The following is an 18,817-nucleotide window of genomic DNA, read 5'->3' on the forward strand; positions in this document are numbered from 1 at the left end:
CCGGACAGTAGCGTCGACGGCGTCCGGCGGTTCCGAGCGAGGGTGGAGGCAAGCGGGATGGCGCACGGTGAGACCGGTTTCCGCAGTTACGTCGAGGTTCTGATGGATGCTTTGGGCGCAGAGCCGGCCCGGGGTGTCGTCACCACCGCCGAGGGGCGGGTGATCGGCGCGGCGGAGTTACGGGACCAGGTCCTGCGGCTCGCCGGGGAACTGGCGGACCGCGGGACGGGCCGCGGCACCACCGTCGGTCTGCTCACCGGCAACACCGCCGAGGCCCTGATCGCCCGGTACGCCGCCAACCTGGCCGGTGCCCGCGTGGTCTCCCTCTACGAGGGCATGAGCCCGTCCGTCATGGCCCGCGTGCTGGAGAGCGTGGACTGCGCCCTGCTGCTGGTGGACGATCAGCGGCACGAGACGGCGCGGGAGGTGTCGTCCGGCATCCCCGGGACGCTCTCGCTGGGGCCCTGCGCGTTCGCCGAGGACGTGCTGGCCGCGGCGTCGCGGCGGGCCCCCCGGCCGATGAGGGGGCTGGTGCGCCCGGACGACGACTGGTGCGTCCGGCACACCGGCGGGACGACCGGGATCCCCAAGGGCATCCGCATGAGCCACGGCTCCTACCGCATCGGCCTGGACCGGGGGGCCGCCGACGCCGGTGCGCCGCCGCCCCGTTACCTGGCCTGCACCGCCCTCGCCCACCTCGCCGGGATCTTCGCCGACACGGCCCTGCTCCAGGGAGGCTCGGTGGTCCTGCGGCACGGGTTCGAACCCGGGGACGTGCTCGCCACGATCGAGCGCGAGCGCGTCACCCACACCTGGCTGCTGCCTCCGCTGCTGTACCGGCTGCTGGACCACCCGGACCTGCCCGGCACCGACCTGTCCGGCCTGCGCCGGATCAGCTACGGCGGCACCGCCGCGTCACCGGCCAGGATGCGGCAGGCGGCCAAGGTGCTGGGTCCCGTGCTGTACGGCCTGTACGGGCAGGCCGAGGCCCAGCACATCACCGCGTCGGGGCCCGCGGATCTGGAGGTGACCGGGGCCGGCGGCCAGCTGACGGTCGGCCGGGCCCTGCCCGGTGTGGAGATCGCCGTCCGGGACGCCGACGGTACGACCCTGCCGCCCGGGCGGTGGGGCGAGGTGCGGGTGCGCTCGCCCTATGTGATGTCCGGGTACTGGAAACAGCCCGAGCTGACCGCCGAGGTGCTGCGGGACGGGTGGGTGCACACCGGTGACGTCGGCTATCTCGACGAGGACGGCTACCTCTACATCGTGGACCGGATCAAGGACATGATCGTGGTCGTCGGCGGCCATGTGTATCCGGCGGAGCTGGAGGAACTGCTGCTGGGTCACCCGGGCGTGGCCCGGTGCGCGGTGTACGGCGTCCGGGACGAGGAGTCGGTGGAGCACGTCCACGCCGCCGTGGTGCCCGCGCCCGGCCGGCGCCCCTCCCTGGAGGACCTCCGGGACTTCGTCACCGCCCGCAAGGGGCGCCTCCACGCCCCCGACGCCCTGCACCTGGTCCCCGAGATCCCCCTGACGGCGGCGGGCAAGCCGGACAAGAAGCTGCTGCGGTCCCGGCTGTCCGGCTGAGCCGCCCCCGTCCCCCGGCCTCCCGAAGGGTGGGGATCAGCGGGCCGGCACCCCGCACGCGAGTACGTACAGCCGTTCCAGCCGCTCCCGGGTCTCCTCGTCCCTCGGGGTGTACGTCACCATCCGGGCGCCCGACTCGGGGGCCAGCCACAGGTCCGTGTGCTCCAGGGCGAGGAGGCCGACGTAGGGGTTGCGGAACTCCTTGGTGCGGGAGCGGGTGGCGACCACCTCGTAGCGCTGCCAGTTCTCGCGGAACGCGGGGGATTCCTCCAGCCTCTTCAGCAGCATCTTCCAGGCGGGCTCGCCGAGGTGGCCGGCGAGGGCGGCGCGCAGCCGGGCGGCCATCAGGCGCCGGGTCTCCTCCAGGTGGACGACCGCCTCCTGCCACTGCTCGTTGGTGTGCACGAGGAGCATGCAGTTGCGGTCCTCGGGCGGGACCGCGTCCAGGTCGCCCAGGAGACGGCCGTAGGTGCGGTTGTAGGCGAGGATGTCGTACCGGCTGTTCTGGATGCAGGCCGGGATCGGTTCCAGCCGGGTCAGCATCTCGCGCAGGGCGGGGGTGATGCCGGGGCAGTTCGCGGCCGGGGTCGGGTCGGTCGTGCCGGCCAGCTGGAAGAGGTGCGCGCGTTCGCCGGCGTCGAGGCGCAGGGCGCGCGCGAGGGCGTCCAGGACCTGCACGGAGACCTGGATGTCGCGGGCCTGTTCGAGCCAGGTGTACCAGGTGACGCCGACCGCGGAGAGCTGGGCGACCTCCTCGCGGCGCAGCCCGGGGGTACGGCGGCGGGCGCCGCGCGGCAGGCCCACCTGCTCCGGGGTGATGCGCTCGCGTCTGCTGCGCAGGAACGCGGCCAGCTCGTGCCGGCGGATCTCCGCTCCCCGAGCCGGCCGTGGCGGGGCGGTTTCCTGGGCGGTGGTCGTCATGAGGCAAGGGTCCCGCGCCGGACAGCCTGTTTCCAGGTGCTCCTGGTACCAGGATCACAGCGGCCCGCCACCAGGGTGGGTGGCAGCGGGCGGCGAGCAGACCGACCGGTGGACGGGCCGGATCAGTCTGTTGTCGCGGCTGACCTTGCCGGTTCTGCCGGCCCCGGGGACGCGTCCATCCCCCGAGTCGGGCCGCCCGGCCGCACAGGAGTGTGCGGCACGCCCGGCGTCGGCGGGGCGCACTCCGCGGGAACCGGCCCGACCCGAAGGACGCTCAGCCGACCGTCCGGGGCAACCGCAGGCTCAGCAGTCCCGTCAGCACCGGAAGGCCCAGCTGGACCGTGAGCGTGACGAGCAGCGCGTCCCGCATGCCCACGTGCGGCACGAGGGTCAGGAACAACGTGCCCAGCGTGGCCACGCCCAGGGCCAGCGCCGACTGCTGCGTGGTCACCATCACCCCGCTGCCGACACCGGCCCGGGCGGGCGGCACCTCGGACAGCACGATCCGCATCACGTTGGGCAGCTGGAGCGCCTGACCGGCACCGGCCACCGCCGTCCCCGGCAGCAGCGCGAGGACGTCCAGCCGCGGCCAGTCCCGCCACACGGTCAGCAGGATCAGCAGCAGGCCCACGCCCTGGAGCGCGGCCCCGGCGGTGACCACCCGGGTGCCGTGGCGGGCGATCAGCCGCGGCCCGGCCAGGGAGACGAGCAGGTACGCCACCGCCATCGGCGCGAGCGCGAGCCCGGCCGGCACCGGACCGAGCCCGGCACCCTGCTGCAAGGACAGCGCGATCACGAACATGAACCCGCTGAAGCCGATGGAGAACGGCAGCAGCAGCTCCAGACCGCGCCGCATCGACGGCACCCGGAACAGGCTCGGCGGCACCAGCGGCGTACGCCCCGACCGGTCCGCCCGCCGCTCCACCACCCAGAACGCGCCCACCGCGCACGGGAACGCGGCCAGCGACAGCCATGTCCACAGCGGCCAGCCCGCGGCCCGGCCCTCGGTGAGCGGTGCGAGCAGCGTCAGCAGCGACACCGCGAGCAGCACCGTGCCCGGCCCGTCCACCGGCTCCGGGTGCTGCGAGCGGGTCTCCGGCACGTACCGCGCGGCCAGCGCCAGGCCGACGGCCACGACCGGCACGTTGACGAGGAAGATCGCCCGCCATCCGGTCCCGGCGACATCGGCGGCGACCAGCACCCCGCCGAGTATCTGCCCCGCCACCATGGCCAGCCCGGCCGTGGCGCCGTACAGGCTCATGGCCTTCGCCCGGCGCGCGCCGCTCGTGGCGGACTGGATGGTGGCGAGCACCTGCGGCAGCATCGCGGCGGCCGAGGCGCCCTGCGCGACCCGGGCCGCGACCAGGCTCCAGGCGCCGGGCGCGAGTCCGCAGGCCAGCGAGGTGAGTCCGAAGGCGGCCATCCCGCCGAGGAACAGCCGACGGCGCCCGAACAGGTCCCCGAGCCGCCCGCCGAGCACGAGCAGCACGGCGTACGCGACCCCGTACCCGGCGACGACCAGCTCCAGCACGGCCTCGCCCGTCGCGAGATCGGCGCCGATGGCCGGCAGGGCCACGTTGACGATGAAGAAGTCGACCAGCGGGAGCGCCGCGGCCAACAGGACGGTGAACAGTCCGGGGCCGCCGAGCGCGGGCGGCGCGGCCGTCGGGCGGACGGCCGGGGCGGTGACGGTGGTTTCCCTCATGCCCCCGAGCCTGCGGGACCGCCCAGAGGGGTACCAGAGTCTCCCTCTCCTGGTACAAGAACTACCCGGCAACAGGCTGACCCCGCCCGGCTGCCGGTCGGCCCCTCCTCCCGACCGGCACGGCCGGCAGCCTGTGATCCGGGTGCAGCGAGCGGGCAGTTGACGCACGCTCCGCCGCGACACCCGCTGGGCGGGAGAACGCCCGGTTTCCGTGAAGGCGGAGCTGCACCTCGCGGAGGGCCCCAGGCGACGGTCGATCCGACGGCACGCCGGTAGCCGTCCCGCTGAGCACCGACCACCGCACGCCCCTCAGCGCGCCCCGCGTACTTCCCGACGGCTCGTGTGCGCCTTCCACCTCTCGTCCGCGCCCGAGAAGAGTGGCACTCATGCGAAGGGGGCACGCATGAGCGGGGAGGACCGGGCGACGGAACTCAGCGAGGCCATCGAGGCGGTCCGCGCGGGGCTTCAGGCTGCCGCAGGGGCCGGTGCGGGCCAAGGTCTGCGGTTCCAGGTGCACCAGGTGGAGCTGGAGTTCACCCTCGAACTGCGGCGGTCCGCCCGGGGCGGGGGCGGTGTGCAGGCCTGGGTGGTGAGGGCCGATGCCAACGGTGAGCGGTCCACGGGCAGCACCCATCGGCTGAAGGTCGTCCTGGAGGTGGCGAAGGGGAATCTGATCAACTCGGAACGGTCGGGCCGGGGCCTGGCGGTGCCGCCGCCCGGCGGCTCCGGCGCGGACAGGAGGTAGGCCGTGACCGACTGGAGGCGGGTCGTCGCCATCGCGTCCGGGAAACGCATATCGTCCGGCTACCGGATCACTCCGCGTCTGGTGCTCACGGCAGGACACGGAATCCGTGACCCGTCCGAGGGCGGGGGCACCGTGACAGTCGCCTTCATGGACCCGCCGGGAGAGCAGTCGGACGCGGAGGTCGTGTGGCACAGCGGCCACGACGTGTGCCGGGTGAACGGCTCACTGTTCCCCAGCGGGGCCTGCGGCCACGCCGGATCCGTCGGCGGATCCCCTGATTCGGCTTCGTCCCTCGATGTCGCCCTGCTCCGGCTCGTCGGAGTGAGGGACGGCGCCCGGGAGGAGGCGCCGCTGCGCTGGGGGCGCTTCGTGACCGGTGCCGTGCACCAGGCCGAGACCGTGGGCTTCCCCGATCTGCAGCGGTACCAGGGATACCTCGACCCGTGTGGCGTGCGGGGGGAGATCGAGTCGGCCACCGGACAGTGGACCAGGCTGTACCACATGGGCCGGCTCCGTGGCCCGGAGGTCCGCGGCACCCTCGATTGGTGTGGGATGTCCGGTGCGGCTGTTTTCGTCTCGGGGTTCTTCATCGGATGTCTGCAGGCCTTCGAACGCGGGCGTTTCGTGATCATGCCGGCCGTCCGCATGCTGCACCACCCCTGTCTGCGTGCCTGGATCGAGGAAGACACCGGGGCGGCTCCGGTGCCGGAACCGGTGGAGTTGCACCGCGTGTTCACCTCACCTCCGCCGAGGCCCCGGACACCGGCCCAGCTCCTGGATCCGGAGGTGGCGGCGACGCCGTTCCAGGGCGGCACCGAGCTGGTCGACGAACTGGGGAAGTGGGCCCGCAGCGCCGACGGCAGCGGGGTGCGGCTGCTGACCGGGCCCATGGGCAGCGGGAAAACCCGTACCGCTGTCGAGGTGATCAGGAAACTGACGCGGGAATCGAGCACCTGGGACGGGTCCGCGGGCTTCGTCAGCCGGGAGAAACGCAGTGCGTCCGACTGGGTGCACCTCCTGGAGCACCTGAAGTACCCGCTGCTGCTCGTGGCGGACCGGGCGGAGACCAGGCCGGAGAACATCGACGCACTGCTGGACGCAGTCCGGCAGCGGGTGACGGGACCCAAGGTCCGGCTCCTGATCCTCGCCCGGTCAGCGGGCACCTTCACCGGCCGGCGGGCCGTCGACGAGACCGTCATGACTCCCGTGGACCCGGTCTGCCTGCACCATGCGGCCCGGGATGCCCTGGACGCGCGCCTGGAACTGTTGGGCGTCAGCGGGACGCCGGGCGGTTTCCCCGCCCGGCTCCCTGAGGTCCCGGGGCAGCGAAACCCAGCGGAGGTCCAACTCGCCGCGCTGACCGATCTGCTCCGGCAGCGCGGACTGGCACTCCATGCCGACATCCGCATGGTGCTCCTGGACATGGAGCAGGAGTACGTGCGGTCTGCGGTCGGCGGGCTGCTGCCGGAGATCGACAAGGAGCTCCTGGACCTCGTCCTGGCGTCACTGGCGCTGTCCGGTGGCCGTGGCGAGGGCGAGGCGGTCGGGGACGTCCTCCGCGCCGTTCGGTTCCGCTACCAACACATCACCGGCGTCGATCTCGGCACCGACTACCGGGTGGTCCGTGAGGTCGACACGATCGTACGGGTGCTGGGCGATCTGTACCCGCCGCGTGACACGGCACACCATGGCGGCTTTCCCGATCCCGTGGTCGCGGCACAGATCGTGTCCACGCGCGCCAGGCAACGGGGGCGGGACTTCGTCGACGAGCTCCTCCACGACGAAGGGACACGACTCGCTGCCGTCTACGCCCTGAAAGAGGTGCATCACCTCTTCCCGGAGGCGGCGGACGGCCTGCCAAGGCCGGACGGACGCGTTCCTCCCACCGAACCGGTCGTCAGAGACCCGGAAGGGCCAGTTCCTCTCACCGAACCGGTGGGCTGGGGGGACCTCGGGAAGGACAATCCGTCGCAACGCACGGCCGAGGCCGGGGCCTCGGCCGGCGGGTCGGACAGGCGGTTGCCTCTCCCGGACCCCCTTACCCCGGATTTCCCCGCATCACCACACCTGCCAGATTCCACAGGAATGGACTACGACGAGTGGCCTGATTTTGGCTTATCCGGTCCTTTCTTGTGATCCCGCGCGACCGCCGAGTTCCGAGAACCGACCCCGTCACCCCTGGTCGTTGCCCGCCCGCAACCCCCGCACCAACAGCTCCACCAGCGCCGTGAACTCCTCGTCGACGCCGGCAGCGGTCCACTCGCGGGCGTAGCACGGGTCGTGGAAGCGGCCGGTGGCCTGGAAGACGGCCCGGGCGGCGGTGGCCGGGTCGGTGACCCGGAAGGCGCCCGTCTCCGCGCCGGCGGCGACGATCCGGGTGAGCTGGCCGGTGAGATCGGCTATGTGCTCGCTGACCACACCGCCGAGTTCCTCGACCAGCACGGTGTAGGTGGCGAACAGCTCGGGATCGTCGCCGGCCTTGTGCCGCTTGGCGGCGAAGAGGGCGGCGAGCCAGTCCCGCAGCCGCTGCTCCGGGTCGCGGTCCTCGGCGGTGACGATCCCGGCGAGCCGCTCCGAGGTGCGGTCCAGCCAGCGCTTGGTGACCGCCTCGCGCAGCGCCGCCTTGGTGCGGAAGTGCCGGTAGACGCTGCCGTGGCTGACGCCGAGCGCGCGGGCGACGTCGACCACGGTGGCCTTGGCCGGGCCGTGGCGGCGCAGCACCTCCTCGGTGGCTTCGAGGATGCGCTCGGCGGTCAGGATCTCGCTGGTCGGTGGCATGCCTAGACGGTAACCCGGAGCGCTGTTCACCGTTCGCTGTCGAGCATGGCCATCTGCTCCGCGGCGTACCGGTCACCGGCCGCCGCGTCCGCCGGTACGGCGCTCTCGATGGCGGCGAGGTCGGCCGCGTCCAGGGTCACGTCCACCGCGCCCAGCGCCTCGCCGAGCCGCTCACGGGTGCGGGCGCCGACCAGCGGCACGATGTCCTCGCCGCGGGAGAGCACCCAGGCGATGGCGATCTGGGCGACGGTGACGCCCTTCTGTTCCGCGACCTTCCGCAGGGACTCGACCAGCGTGAGGTTGTGCCGGAGGTTCTCGCCCTGGAAGCGGGGCGAGTGGGCGCGGAAGTCGTGTGCGGCGAGCTGCCGGTCGCGGGTGAAGTGGCCGGAGATCAGTCCGCGGGAGAGCACGCCGTACGCGGTGACGGCGATCCCCAGTTCGCGCAGGGTGGGCAGGATCTCCCGCTCGGGGCCGCGGGAGACGAGAGCGTACTCGATCTGGAGGTCGGCGATCGGGGCGGTGGCGGCGGCCCGGCGGATGGTGTCGGCGCCGACCTCGCTCAGCCCGATGTGCCGGACCCAGCCCTTCTCGACCAGTTCGGCGATCGCGCCGACGGTCTCCTCGATGGGGACGTCGGGGTCGAGCCGGGAGGGACGGTAGATGTCGATGTGGTCGACGCCCAGGCGCTGCAGTGAGTAGGCGGCGAAGTTCTTCACGGCGGCCGGACGGCCGTCGAAGCCGGACCAGCCGCCGTCCGGGTCGCGCAGGGCGCCGAACTTCACGCTCAGCACCGCGTTCTCCCGCAGGGCGGCCGGGGCGGTGCGCAGCGCCTCGCCGATCAGCAGTTCGTTGTGGCCCATGCCGTAGAAGTCGCCGGTGTCGAGCAGGGTCACGCCGGCCTCCAGGGCGGCGTGGAGGGTGGCGATCGACTCGGGGCGGTCCGCGTCGCCGTACATGCCGGACATGCCCATGCAGCCGAGGCCGAGGGCGGAGACCTGGGGGCCGGTGGTTCCGAGGGTTCGGGTTCGCATCGTCATGGCTCCAGCCTGCCATGACGAATGACAGATTTCAATATCTGTCATTCAAACTCTGTCATTCCCCGGTCGGCGGATTCCTTCTGATTGGTCCAGACCTATTGACGAGAGGTATGGACCAGAGCACTGTCATGACTGCACTGTCATGTCTACGACACCTCGCCGCACCCCACCGGGAGGCCTCGCATGATCAGACGTCTGCTCGTCACCGCGCTCACCGCCGCGTTCCTCGTCCCCCTGGGCCTCGCCACCGCGCCCGCCGCCTCCGCCGCCGACACCTGCGCGGCGAAGCCGAAACCGGCCGGCAAGGTGCTCCAGGGCTACTGGGAGAACTGGGACGGCGCAGCCAACGGCGTCCACCCGCCCTTCGGCTGGACCCCGATCACCGACTCCCGCATCGCCGCCCACGGTTACAACGTCGTCAACGCCGCCTTCCCGGTGATCCGCTCCGACGGGACGGCGCTGTGGGAGGACGGCATGGACGCCGGCGTGAAGGTGGCCACGCCCGCCGAGATGTGCGCGGCCAAGGCGTCCGGGCAGACGATCCTGCTCTCCATCGGCGGCGCGGCGGCCGGCATCGACCTGTCGTCCTCCGCCGTGGCCGACCGGTTCGTGGCGACGATCGTCCCGATCCTGAAGCGGTACAACTTCGACGGCATCGACATCGACATCGAGACGGGGCTGGTGGGCAGCGGCAGCATCAACCAGCTCTCGGCGTCCCAGGCCAACCTGATCCGGATCATCGACGGGATCCTCGCCCGGATGCCGTCCGGCTTCGGCCTGACGATGGCGCCGGAGACGGCGTACGTCACCGGCGGCAGCGTGACCTACGGCTCGATCTGGGGCGCGTACCTGCCGGTGATCAAGAAGTACGCGGACAACGGCCGGCTGTGGTGGCTGAACATGCAGTACTACAACGGCAGCATGTACGGCTGTTCCGGCGACTCCTACGCGGCCGGCACCGTGCAGGGCTTCACCGCCCAGACCGACTGCCTGGACAGGGGCCTGGTGGTGCAGGGCACGACGATCAGGGTGCCGTACGACAAGCAGGTCCCGGGTCTGCCCGCCCAACCCGGCGCGGGCGGCGGCTACATGACCCCGTCCCTGGTCGCCCAGGCCTGGAAGCACTACGGCACGTCGCTCAAGGGCCTGATGACGTGGTCGGTCAACTGGGACGGCGCGAAGAACTGGACCTTCGGCGACAACGTCAGGGCGCTCCAGGGGCGCTGACCGGACGCGGACACACGAATGCCGGACGGGCCGAGTCGCTCGGCCCGTCCGGCATTCGAGGGTGTGACTAGGCGCCGACCAGGCGGCTGGCCAGGTAGCCCTCGATCTGGTCGAGGGACACGCGCTCCTGCTTCATGGAGTCGCGCTCACGGACCGTGACGGCGTTGTCCTCGAGGGTGTCGAAGTCGACGGTCACGCAGTACGGCGTACCGATCTCGTCCTGGCGGCGGTAGCGGCGGCCGATGGCGCCCGCGTCGTCGAACTCGATGTTCCAGTTCTGCCGCAGCGCCTGGGCGAGGCCCTTGGCCTTCGGGGACAGCTCCGGGTTGCGGGACAGCGGGAGGACGGCGACCTTCACCGGGGCCAGACGGTGGTCCAGGCGGAGCACCGTGCGCTTCTCCATCTTGCCCTTGGCGTTGGGCGCCTCGTCCTCGACGTAGGCGTCGAGGAGGAAGGCCAGCATGGTGCGGCCCACGCCCGCCGCCGGCTCGATGACGTACGGGGTCCAGCGCTCGCCGGCCTCCTGGTCGAAGTAGGAGAGGTCCTGGCCGGAGGCCTTGGAGTGCGCGCCGAGGTCGTAGTCGGTGCGGTTGGCGACACCCTCCAGCTCGCCCCACTCGCTGCCGCCGAACTGGAAGCGGTACTCGATGTCGGCGGTGCGCTTGGAGTAGTGGGAGAGCTTCTCCTTCGGGTGCTCGTACCAGCGCATGTTCTCCTCACGGAGACCCAGGCCGGTGTACCAGTTCCAGCGCTGCTCCATCCAGTATTCCTGCCACTGCTCGTCCTCGCCCGGCTTGACGAAGAACTCCATCTCCATCTGCTCGAACTCGCGGGTGCGGAAGATGAAGTTGCCCGGCGTGATCTCGTTGCGGAACGACTTGCCCATCTGAGCGATGCCGAACGGCGGCTTGCGGCGCGAGGTGGTCTGCACCTGGGCGAAGTTGGTGAAGATGCCCTGGGCGGTCTCGGGGCGCAGGTAGGCGACCGAGCCGGAGTCCTGGGTCGGGCCGAGGTGCGTCGAGAGCAGGCCGGAGAACTGCTTGGGCTCGGTGAACTGGCCCTTGTTGCCGCAGTTCGGGCAGTTGACGTCCGCGAGGCCGTTCGCCGGGGCGTGGCCCTTCTTCTCCTCGTACGCCTCTTCCAGGTGGTCCGCGCGGAACCGCTTGTGGCACGAGGTGCACTCGGTCAGCGGGTCCGTGAAGGTGGCGACGTGACCGGAGGCCACCCAGACCTCGGAAGCCAGGATGACGGACGAGTCGATACCGACGACGTCCTCGCGGGACGTCACCATGTAGCGCCACCACTGGCGCTTGATGTTCTCCTTGAGCTCGACACCCAGCGGTCCGTAGTCCCAGGCGGCACGCTGTCCGCCGTAGATCTCACTGCAAGGGAAAACGAAGCCACGGCGCTTGCTCAGGCTGACGATGGTGTCGATCTTGTCGGCGGCCACGGTGCTCTCTTCATTACGACGACGGGCGTTGAAGCGAGATGCTTCCAGCGAATGATTCAGGTTACCGGCGCAGGCTCCCCCACGACCAAATCGGCCCCTGCCCAGACCACGTGATGAGCGTTGTTGACAACGGTTTCCATGTTTGTTGAAAATGACTGTCATGAACGTACGACGACGCGCCCGGTCCGGCGCGCACCGCCTCATACCCGCCGCCGCGGTCGCCGTGGCCACCGCCCTCGGCGTCGGCACGCTCTCCGCCTGCTCCGGCGACACGGCGGTCGCGGCCAACACGAGCAAGTTCGACGTCGTCGCGTCGTTCTACCCGATGCAGTTCCTCGCCGAGCGGATCGGCGGGGACCACGTCCACGTCACCACCCTCACCTCGCCCGGCCAGGAGCCGCACGACCTGGAGATCAGCCCCCGCCAGATCGCGTCGCTCGAGGAGTCCGACGCGGTCCTCTACCTGAAGAACCTCCAGCCGTCCGTCGACGACGCGGTGGCCCAGTCCCCGGTCCGGACGAAGATCGACGCGTCCTCCCTGACCACGCTGGAGGACCACGGCACCGAGGTCGGCGGCCACGCGGCCGCGCACGACACCCACGAGGACGGGGAGTCCGCCGGAAAGGACCCGCACATCTGGCTCGACCCGGTGCGCTACGCCCAGGTCGCCGAGGGCGTCGGCAGGGCCTTCGAGAAGGCCGACCCGAAGCACGCGGCCGACTACCGGAGGAACACCGCGGCCCTGGTGAAGCAACTCGACGCGCTGAACACCCGGTTCGAGGACGGCCTCGCGCACACGAAGACCAAGGTCTTCCTCACCACGCACGCCGCCTTCGGCTACCTCGCCGAGCGCTACGGCCTCACCGAGGAGGCCGTCAACGGCCTCGACCCCGAGTCCGAGCCGAGCGCCGCCCGGATCAGGGACCTGGAGAGGATGGCCGGGGCCGACGGCGTCTCCACCGTCTTCTACGAGACGCTCGTCAGCGACAGGACCGCGAAGACCATCGCGAAGGACGCGGGCCTGAAGACCGACGTCCTCGACCCGATCGAGGGCATCACCGACGCGTCCCGCGGCAAGGACTACCTCGCCGTCCAGGACGCCAACCTCAAGGCGCTCCGGCAGGCACTGGGCGCCCGGTGAGGGGAGAAGAGATGGCAGCCACCGAGCCCGTCATAGCCCTGCGCGGGGTGACCGCCGAACTCGGCGCGCGTCCCGTGCTGCGCGGGATCGACCTCACCGTCGGCCGCGGCGAGGTCGTCGCGCTGCTCGGCGCGAACGGCTCCGGCAAGTCCACGGCGATCCGCACGATCATCGGCCAGGTCCCGGTCAGCGGCGGCACGATCGAGCTGTTCGGCACCCCCCGCCGCTCCTTCCGGGACTGGGCGCGCGTGGGCTACGTACCGCAGCGCACGACGGCCGCGGGCGGCGTCCCGGCGACGGTCACCGAGATCGTCTCCTCCGGGCGCCTGTCCCGCACCCGCTTCGGCGTCTTCCGCCGCGGCGACCGGGAGGCCGTGCGCCGGGCCCTGGAACTGGTCGGCATGGCGGACCGCGCCAAGGACTCCGTGAACGCCCTCTCCGGCGGCCAGCACCAGCGCGTGCTCATCGCCCGCGCGCTGGTCGCCGAGCCCGAACTGCTGATCATGGACGAGCCGATGGCGGGCGTCGACCTGGCCAGCCAGGAGATCCTGGCGCGGACGCTGAGGCAGCAGGTCGAGGCCGGCGCGACGGTCCTGCTCGTGCTGCACGAACTGGGCCCGCTGGAACCCCTGATCGACCGGGCGGTCGTCCTGCGCGACGGCTGCGTGCTGCACGACGGCCCGCCGCCGCGCGCGGTCGGCCAGCACGCGCTGCCCGGCCACGACCACGTACACCCGCACGCACCCGCGGGCGCCGAACCGATCCGCACGGGACTGCTGAGCTGATGGACTTCCTGAACTACGCCTTCATGCAGCGGGCGCTGCTGGCCGCCGTCCTGGTCGGCATCACCGCGCCCGCGGTCGGCATCTACCTGGTCCAGCGCCGTCAGGCCCTGATGGGCGACGGCATCGGACACGTCGCCATGACCGGCGTCGGCCTCGGCTTCCTCCTCTCCACCTCCCCCGTGTGGATGGCGACGGCCGTCTCCGTCCTCGGCGCGGTCCTGATGGAGCTGATCCGCTGGTACGGCAGGACGCGCGGCGACATCGCCCTGGCCATGCTGTTCTACGGCGGTATGGCCGGCGGTGTGATGCTGATCAACCTCGCGCCGGGCGGATCCAACGCCAACCTGATGTCGTACCTGTTCGGCTCCCTGTCGACGGTGTCCGAGTCCGACGTGACCGCGATCTGCGTGCTCGCCGCCTTCGTGCTGCTGGTCACGCTGGGCCTGCGCCGCCAGCTGTTCGCCGTCAGCCAGGACGAGGAGTTCGCGCGGGTCACGGGCCTGCCGGTGCGCGCGCTGAACCTGCTGACGGCCGTCACCGCGGCCGTGACCGTCACGGTCGCCATGCGGGTCGTCGGCCTGCTGCTGGTGTCCGCGCTGATGGTCGTCCCCGTGGCGGCCGCGCAGCAGCTCAGCCGCAGCTTCGCCGTCACCTTCGTGATCGCGGTGGCGATCGGGGTGGTCGTGGCCGTCGGCGGCACGGTCACCTCGTACTACCAGTACGTTCCGCCCGGCGCCACGATCGTCCTGCTGACCATCGCCGCGTTCATCGTGCTGACCGCGCTGGCCGGCCCGCTGGCCCGGCGACGCGCCCGCGCCGCCGCCGCGGCCCAGCCCGCCGGCGACCCGGCGGAGTGCTCCATTCCGGCCGCGCGGGGAGCCGGCGACGAGGTCGGCGTCTGACCGCTGACAGTCCGGGCTGGCACAATGGCCCGGGCAGACGCGAGACGTTGAGGAGGCAAGGGTGACGACCGCTGGACCGCCCGTGAGGGGCCGCGCGACCCGACAGCGTGCAGCCGTGGCGGCGGCCCTGGACGAGGTCGACGAGTTCCGCAGCGCGCAGGAACTGCACGACATGCTCAAGCACAAGGGCGACTCCGTCGGCCTGACCACGGTCTACCGCACCCTCCAGTCCCTCGCCGAGGCCGGCGAGGTCGACGTCCTGCGCACCTCCGAGGGCGAGTCCGTCTACCGCCGCTGCTCCACCGGCGAGCACCACCACCACCTGGTCTGCCGCGCCTGCGGCAAGGCGGTGGAGGTGGAGGGTCCGGCCGTCGAGAAGTGGGCCGAGGCCATCGCTGCGGAGCACGGCTATGTGAACGTCGCGCACACGGTGGAGATCTTCGGCACGTGCTCCGACTGCGCCGACTGCCCCCAGGACTGACCGCCGGGGCGCCCGCCCCGGCTCAGCTCCGCCCGAAGCAGCGCTCCAGCTCGTCCAGGTCGTAGAAGGCACTGCCCTTCGCGACCGGACGGCAGCCCGCCCTGAACGCCGTCTCCTTCTCGTCGTAGAGCATCCGCACCAGCCAGCGGTCGCCCTTGCGGAAGACGTCCCACTGGATGTTGGCGCCCAGCGGGGAGACGGCGGCGCCCCGCCACGGGTTGTCCGCGTAGGTGTACGGCTCCCCCGGCGTCGCCGGCTTCGTGCTGCCCGGCAGACCCATCAGCGCGGCCAGCGGGACGATCTCCTCGGCGTGGGTGAAGCGCAGCTCGGCACCGAGCCGGCGGTCCCCGTCCTGTGGCCGCGCGGGAGCCGTGCCGGGAGACGTTCTCGGTGAAGACCGGCTCGAACCCGGCCGGGGGCCGCTGATAACCATGGTTCCGCTCCGGGGCGTACGGCGCCTTGGTGCCGTAGCTCTCGCGGTGCGCGGGTCCCTCGGCCGCGTGTGCGGGCAGGCCGGTGAGCAGCAGGGCGCCGAGGGCGAGGACAGGGGTGAGACGTCTCATGGGTCCCGTATCCTCGGCGGCCCGCGTGAACCCCCGGTGGCTACGAGGTGGAATCACCCTTCATGGCGGCTTCCATGGCGAGCAGTTCCTCGTTCGGCACGGCCCCGCCGAAACGGCGGTCGCGGGAAGCGAACTCCATGCAGGCCCGCCACAGGTCACGGCGGTCGAAGTCGGGCCACAGCACGTCCTGGAAGACCATCTCCGCGTACGCGCTCTGCCACAGCAGGTAGTTGGAGGTGCGCTGCTCACCGCTCGGACGCAGGAACAGGTCGACGTCCGGCATGTCCGGGTAGTACAGGTACTTCTGGATCGTCTTCTCGGAAACCTTCGACGGGTCGAGCCGGCCCGCCTTCACGTCCTCCGCGAGCCGCTGCGCCGCGTCGGCGATCTCCGCACGGCCGCCGTAGTTCATGCAGAAGTACAGCGTGAGCAGGTCGTTGTCCTTCGTCTGCTCCTGGGCGACCTGCAGCTCCTTCGCCACCGACTTCCACAGTTTGGGCATACGGCCCACCCAGCGCACCCGGATCCCGAGCGCGTCGAGCTGGTCCCGGGTCTTGCGGATGAAGTCGCGGTTGAAGTTCATCAGGAAGCGGACCTCGTCGGGCGAGCGCTTCCAGTTCTCGGTGGAGAAGGCGTACAGCGAGATGTTGCGCACACCGATCTCGATGGACCCCTGGAGCACGTCGAGCACCCGCTCGGCCCCGACCTTGTGCCCCTCGGTGCGCGGCAGCCCCCGCTCCTTCGCCCACCTCCCGTTGCCGTCCATGACGATCGCCACATGGTTCGGGACCAGCTCACCCGGGAGCTTCGGCGCGCGCGCACCCGACGGATGCGGCTCCGGCGCCCGGTACTCGCGCCGCTGGCGCCCCAGGATCCCGCGTACGACCATGTGCCTCTCGTCTCCCTCTTACTTCTCGACGTACCTGAGCGAACGCAGCCCGCGCTCCAGATGCCAGTGCAGGTAGGCGGACACCAGCCCGCTGCCCTCGCGGACGTACCGCGCCTCGCAGGCGTCCGCCGTCTCCCAGTCTCCCGTAAGCAGCGCCCCCAGCAGTACCAGGGTCTGCGGCGACGGCACGACACTCCCGGGCACCCGGCAGTCCCCGCAGACGGACCCGCCGGAAGCCACGGAGAAGAAGCGGTTCGGACCGGGCATCCCGCACTTCGCGCAGTCGCCGAAGCTGGGCGCGTACCCGTTCACGGCGAGGGAGCGCAGCAGGAAGGCGTCGAGGACGAGGTGGGGCGCGTGCTCGCCCCGGGCGAGCGTCCGCAGCCCGCCCACGAGCAGCAGGTACTGCTGCACGGCCGGCTCGCCCTCGTGATCGGTGAACCGCTCGGCCGTCTCCAGCATGGCCGTCCCGGCGGTGTACCGCGCGTAGTCGGTGACGATCCCCCCGCCGTAGGGAGCGATCGTCTCGCTCTGCGTACACAGCGGCAGCCCGCGCCCGACCAGCTCGCTCCCCCGCGCGAAGAACTGCACGTCGACGTGGGAGAAGGGCTCCAGCCGGGCCCCGAACTTCGACTTGGTGCGCCGCACCCCGCGCGCCACGGCCCGCACCCGCCCGTGTCCCCGCGTGAGCAGCGTGATGATCCGGTCCGCCTCACCCAGCTTCTGGGTGCGCAGCACGATGCCGTCGTCGCGGAACAGACTCATGACACCCATTCTCGCCCATGCCGACGGGGCTCCCGCCCGGCTGGGGGAACCACTCGGGATGACGCCGGTGGAGGTCGGCGATCTCCGGCAGGAAGGCGAGGAGGGCGCTCCGCACCGCCCCCGCCGAGCTCTCTCTGAACTCCAGGGTGTCCCGCCCGAGGCTGAGACGCGTGATGAGGACGAGGATCTCTTCCGACGACCCTCCCTGGTCCGTGACGGTGGTCGCGGTGACCCATTTGCTCGAGGTGTCCGCCGAGACCCTCCAGAGCTGCGAGTGGGGGATCCTCCACCGGGAGGTGGAGTTCAGATGCAGGTGCGTGTCCGTGAGGACCACCGCCCCCGTCCTGGCGTACGGCGACTTGAGGTAGCCGATCACGCGCTCCGCCCGGGAGACGCTCCCTCTCCACTTCAGCCACCTCATCCGCCAGCCTCCCGGGGCACCTTCGGGCACGGCGGTCATGCCCGCACGCAGCAGGAGGGCACGCAAGGTGTCCACGTAGTCCATGCGCTCGTCGTACAGCCGGGGTGTCGGGGCCGTCCGGGCTGGGCGGCCGGCCGGGACCGCTGCGTCCCGGCCGGTCCCGGAGGCATGGTCCCGGTTGCGGACCCAGGGCTCGTTCTCCCGGGTGTTGAGCGCCTTGTACTGGGGCGTGGAGGCGATGTCCTGCTGCCGGATGTGCTGCCAGATGGTGCGGGCGCTCAGCGTCGGGCCCGCTCCGGGGATGCCCTTTTCCAGCGCTTCGATCAGCGCACCGGTGAACAGCGGATAACCCCCGGCCGGCGTGTACGACAGCTGCGTGCCCGACGCCGACGTCATCACATGGCCGATGAAGTCCGTGTCGTCGTCAGCATTCGGATCACCCTGGCCCGCCCCCATGTCGACCACCAGGTTCGCTACGTCGTAGCGCTCCAGGACGGCGACAGAGCCACCACCCATGGAAGTGGCCAGCCCGCTGTAGCAGCAGTCGAGGAACATCATCCGACGGCGGGCGGGAAACTCTTCGTGCCGGAGCATGCCGACCAGGTCGGCGTACGGCAGCGTCCCGATCGGCAGGTGGTCCTTTTCGGCACCGGCCAGTGCCAGATACAGCTCTTTGCGTCTGTACTCCCGCAGGCCGTGCCCCGCGAAGTAGACAAGCAGCGTTTCGGTGGCCGCCTCCCCCGCGTGCCGGACCGCCTGGAGGATGTTGTCGGCGGAGGCCTCGGCGCCGAGGACAGTGACATGGTGGTGAGGCAGGCCCCAGACCGTGGGGTCGCACAGCAGGTCCGCAAGTCTGCCGACCCCGGCTCGCACACCGGGCAGCGGAGCGAGGTGCCGGTACTCGGGCACGCCGATGAGGACGGCGTGGCTCCGTACCGGGTCAGGAAGGAGCACGGCCCGGTTCCCCCTCGCTCGGCGCCGACGCGAGACCCAGTGCGATGGCCACGCGGATCGCGTCCTCGGGCGTCTCCTCGTTGACGACGTAGCGGCGGCCGCCGTACTCCACCACGAGTCGCGCACTCTCCCGTGCCCTCCGGGGCAGCGAGGCACGGAACGCGGCCCACACTCCGACCACGCCGGTCACCAACGAACCGGAGTCGACGGCGAAACTGATCCAGGACGAGGGACCCGACGACATCGCGCCGTCGGCGCGCGATTCCCGCACCCGCCGCATGACGGCTGACCGGCCCAGCCGGCGGTCCTCCGTGATCCAGTCCGCGAAGGACTCCGTCCACCCCTCGGTGTCGCTCCGCTCGTCGGCCACGCCGTCACCGGACGGAAGGATGCGCGCAACCCTGACTCGTATCTCCACGCGTGAGCCCCCTCGATGCCCCCAGGGCCGCCTCCCCAGCGGCCCGGC

At 71.4% G+C, this 18,817-nt stretch carries 17 protein-coding genes and 1 pseudogene; 8 read left to right on the plus strand and 10 right to left on the minus strand.

The genetic code is table 11. The features are described 5' to 3' along the window. Window positions 1–57 precede the first annotated feature (57 nt). Entirely contained in the window at window positions 58–1,587 is a 1,530-nt protein-coding gene (locus ACZ7N4_RS03355) for an AMP-binding protein (protein ID WP_471353243.1), read from the plus strand. Window positions 1,588–1,623: 36 nt separating this feature from the next. On the opposite strand, the gene ACZ7N4_RS03360 is transcribed toward ACZ7N4_RS03355, so the two are convergent. Next, a complete protein-coding gene (locus ACZ7N4_RS03360; RefSeq protein WP_471353245.1) occupies window positions 1,624–2,508 on the minus strand; it encodes a helix-turn-helix transcriptional regulator in 885 nt (294 codons plus the stop codon). Window positions 2,509–2,782: 274 nt separating this feature from the next. After that, window positions 2,783–4,213, minus strand: a complete 1,431-nt coding sequence (locus ACZ7N4_RS03365; protein ID WP_471353247.1) for an MFS transporter — start codon at window positions 4,211–4,213, stop codon at window positions 2,783–2,785. A gap of 403 nt (window positions 4,214–4,616) precedes the next feature. Here ACZ7N4_RS03365 and ACZ7N4_RS03370 point away from each other — a divergent pair, with 403 nt between their 5' ends. Both ACZ7N4_RS03370 and ACZ7N4_RS03375 read left to right on the plus strand, forming a co-directional pair. Beyond that, window positions 4,617–4,958 carry a trypco2 family protein gene (locus ACZ7N4_RS03370; RefSeq protein ID WP_471353249.1) on the plus strand — a complete coding sequence of 114 codons (342 nt, stop codon included), beginning with the start codon at window positions 4,617–4,619 and terminating at the stop codon, window positions 4,956–4,958. 3 nt (window positions 4,959–4,961) lie between these two features. Next, window positions 4,962–7,094 (plus strand): hypothetical protein, encoded by a 2,133-nt coding sequence (locus tag ACZ7N4_RS03375; RefSeq protein WP_471353251.1) that lies wholly within the window; start codon window positions 4,962–4,964, stop codon window positions 7,092–7,094. Window positions 7,095–7,130: 36 nt separating this feature from the next. Here the strand turns inward: ACZ7N4_RS03375 and ACZ7N4_RS03380 are convergent, their stop codons facing one another. Continuing rightward, window positions 7,131–7,736 (minus strand): TetR/AcrR family transcriptional regulator, encoded by a 606-nt coding sequence (locus ACZ7N4_RS03380; protein WP_471353253.1) that lies wholly within the window; start codon window positions 7,734–7,736, stop codon window positions 7,131–7,133. A 26-nt stretch (window positions 7,737–7,762) separates the two neighbouring features. Next, on the minus strand, window positions 7,763–8,773 hold the full coding sequence (locus ACZ7N4_RS03385) for an aldo/keto reductase (protein WP_471353255.1): 1,011 nt from the start codon (window positions 8,771–8,773) through the stop codon (window positions 7,763–7,765). 183 nt (window positions 8,774–8,956) lie between these two features. On the opposite strand from ACZ7N4_RS03385, the gene ACZ7N4_RS03390 reads away from it, so the two are divergent. Then, window positions 8,957–10,000 carry a chitinase gene (locus ACZ7N4_RS03390; RefSeq protein WP_471353257.1) on the plus strand — a complete coding sequence of 348 codons (1,044 nt, stop codon included), beginning with the start codon at window positions 8,957–8,959 and terminating at the stop codon, window positions 9,998–10,000. A gap of 67 nt (window positions 10,001–10,067) precedes the next feature. Here ACZ7N4_RS03390 and ACZ7N4_RS03395 read toward each other — a convergent pair whose 3' ends face one another. Beyond that, on the minus strand, window positions 10,068–11,450 hold the full coding sequence (locus tag ACZ7N4_RS03395) for a glycine--tRNA ligase (protein ID WP_471353259.1): 1,383 nt from the start codon (window positions 11,448–11,450) through the stop codon (window positions 10,068–10,070). Between the two features lie 160 nt (window positions 11,451–11,610). Between ACZ7N4_RS03395 and ACZ7N4_RS03400 the strand changes: the two genes are divergently transcribed. The 4 genes from ACZ7N4_RS03400 (at window position 11,611) to ACZ7N4_RS03415 (ending at window position 14,759) form a co-directional block, all read left to right on the plus strand. Continuing rightward, window positions 11,611–12,591, plus strand: a complete 981-nt coding sequence (locus ACZ7N4_RS03400) for a metal ABC transporter substrate-binding protein (RefSeq protein WP_471353261.1) — start codon at window positions 11,611–11,613, stop codon at window positions 12,589–12,591. 11 nt (window positions 12,592–12,602) lie between these two features. Then, the gene (locus ACZ7N4_RS03405; RefSeq protein WP_471353263.1) at window positions 12,603–13,376 is read left to right on the plus strand and encodes a metal ABC transporter ATP-binding protein; all 774 of its coding nucleotides are present in this window, start codon (window positions 12,603–12,605) and stop codon (window positions 13,374–13,376) included. Further along, complete coding sequence (locus ACZ7N4_RS03410; protein WP_471353265.1) at window positions 13,376–14,278, plus strand: metal ABC transporter permease; 903 nt, start codon at window positions 13,376–13,378, stop codon at window positions 14,276–14,278. Before ACZ7N4_RS03405 ends, ACZ7N4_RS03410 begins: the two co-directional genes overlap by 1 nt. A gap of 61 nt (window positions 14,279–14,339) precedes the next feature. After that, entirely contained in the window at window positions 14,340–14,759 is a 420-nt protein-coding gene (locus ACZ7N4_RS03415) for a Fur family transcriptional regulator (protein ID WP_471353267.1), read from the plus strand. A 22-nt stretch (window positions 14,760–14,781) separates the two neighbouring features. On the opposite strand, the pseudogene ACZ7N4_RS03420 reads toward ACZ7N4_RS03415, so the two are convergent. From ACZ7N4_RS03420 to ACZ7N4_RS03440, 5 genes and pseudogenes are all read right to left on the minus strand, one after another. Further along, window positions 14,782–15,108 (minus strand): annotated as a pseudogene (locus tag ACZ7N4_RS03420) (histidine-type phosphatase); the annotation flags it as partial. A 254-nt stretch (window positions 15,109–15,362) separates the two neighbouring features. Then, complete coding sequence (locus tag ACZ7N4_RS03425; protein ID WP_471353269.1) at window positions 15,363–16,211, minus strand: isoprenyl transferase; 849 nt, start codon at window positions 16,209–16,211, stop codon at window positions 15,363–15,365. Between the two features lie 18 nt (window positions 16,212–16,229). After that, window positions 16,230–16,976 (minus strand): DNA repair protein RecO, encoded by a 747-nt coding sequence (recO, locus tag ACZ7N4_RS03430; protein ID WP_471353271.1) that lies wholly within the window; start codon window positions 16,974–16,976, stop codon window positions 16,230–16,232. Then, the gene (locus tag ACZ7N4_RS03435; protein WP_471353273.1) at window positions 16,924–18,351 is read right to left on the minus strand and encodes a caspase family protein; all 1,428 of its coding nucleotides are present in this window, start codon (window positions 18,349–18,351) and stop codon (window positions 16,924–16,926) included. Before ACZ7N4_RS03435 ends, recO begins: the two co-directional genes overlap by 53 nt. Continuing rightward, window positions 18,338–18,769, minus strand: coding sequence for a hypothetical protein (locus ACZ7N4_RS03440; protein ID WP_471353275.1), 432 nt, complete (start codon window positions 18,767–18,769; stop codon window positions 18,338–18,340). Before ACZ7N4_RS03440 ends, ACZ7N4_RS03435 begins: the two co-directional genes overlap by 14 nt. Between the last annotated feature and the right edge of the window lie 48 nt (window positions 18,770–18,817).

This window comes from Streptomyces sp. NPDC107654 (assembly GCF_055639035.1).

Excerpts from the sequence above, each read along its gene's own strand:
- ACZ7N4_RS03355 (WP_471353243.1), top strand. The coding sequence starts at position 58 with ATGGCGCACGGTGAGACCGGTTTCCGCAGTTACGTCGAGGTTCTGATG.
- ACZ7N4_RS03360 (WP_471353245.1), bottom strand. The coding sequence starts at position 2,508 with ATGACGACCACCGCCCAGGAAACCGCCCCGCCACGGCCGGCTCGGGGA.
- ACZ7N4_RS03405 (WP_471353263.1), top strand. The coding sequence starts at position 12,603 with ATGGCAGCCACCGAGCCCGTCATAGCCCTGCGCGGGGTGACCGCCGAA.
- ACZ7N4_RS03390 (WP_471353257.1), top strand. The coding sequence starts at position 8,957 with ATGATCAGACGTCTGCTCGTCACCGCGCTCACCGCCGCGTTCCTCGTC.
- ACZ7N4_RS03400 (WP_471353261.1), top strand. The coding sequence starts at position 11,611 with ATGAACGTACGACGACGCGCCCGGTCCGGCGCGCACCGCCTCATACCC.
- ACZ7N4_RS03380 (WP_471353253.1), bottom strand. The coding sequence starts at position 7,736 with ATGCCACCGACCAGCGAGATCCTGACCGCCGAGCGCATCCTCGAAGCC.
- ACZ7N4_RS03410 (WP_471353265.1), top strand. The coding sequence starts at position 13,376 with ATGGACTTCCTGAACTACGCCTTCATGCAGCGGGCGCTGCTGGCCGCC.
- recO (WP_471353271.1), bottom strand. The coding sequence starts at position 16,976 with ATGAGTCTGTTCCGCGACGACGGCATCGTGCTGCGCACCCAGAAGCTG.
- ACZ7N4_RS03370 (WP_471353249.1), top strand. The coding sequence starts at position 4,617 with ATGAGCGGGGAGGACCGGGCGACGGAACTCAGCGAGGCCATCGAGGCG.
- ACZ7N4_RS03385 (WP_471353255.1), bottom strand. The coding sequence starts at position 8,773 with ATGACGATGCGAACCCGAACCCTCGGAACCACCGGCCCCCAGGTCTCC.
- ACZ7N4_RS03425 (WP_471353269.1), bottom strand. The coding sequence starts at position 16,211 with ATGGTCGTACGCGGGATCCTGGGGCGCCAGCGGCGCGAGTACCGGGCG.
- ACZ7N4_RS03365 (WP_471353247.1), bottom strand. The coding sequence starts at position 4,213 with ATGAGGGAAACCACCGTCACCGCCCCGGCCGTCCGCCCGACGGCCGCG.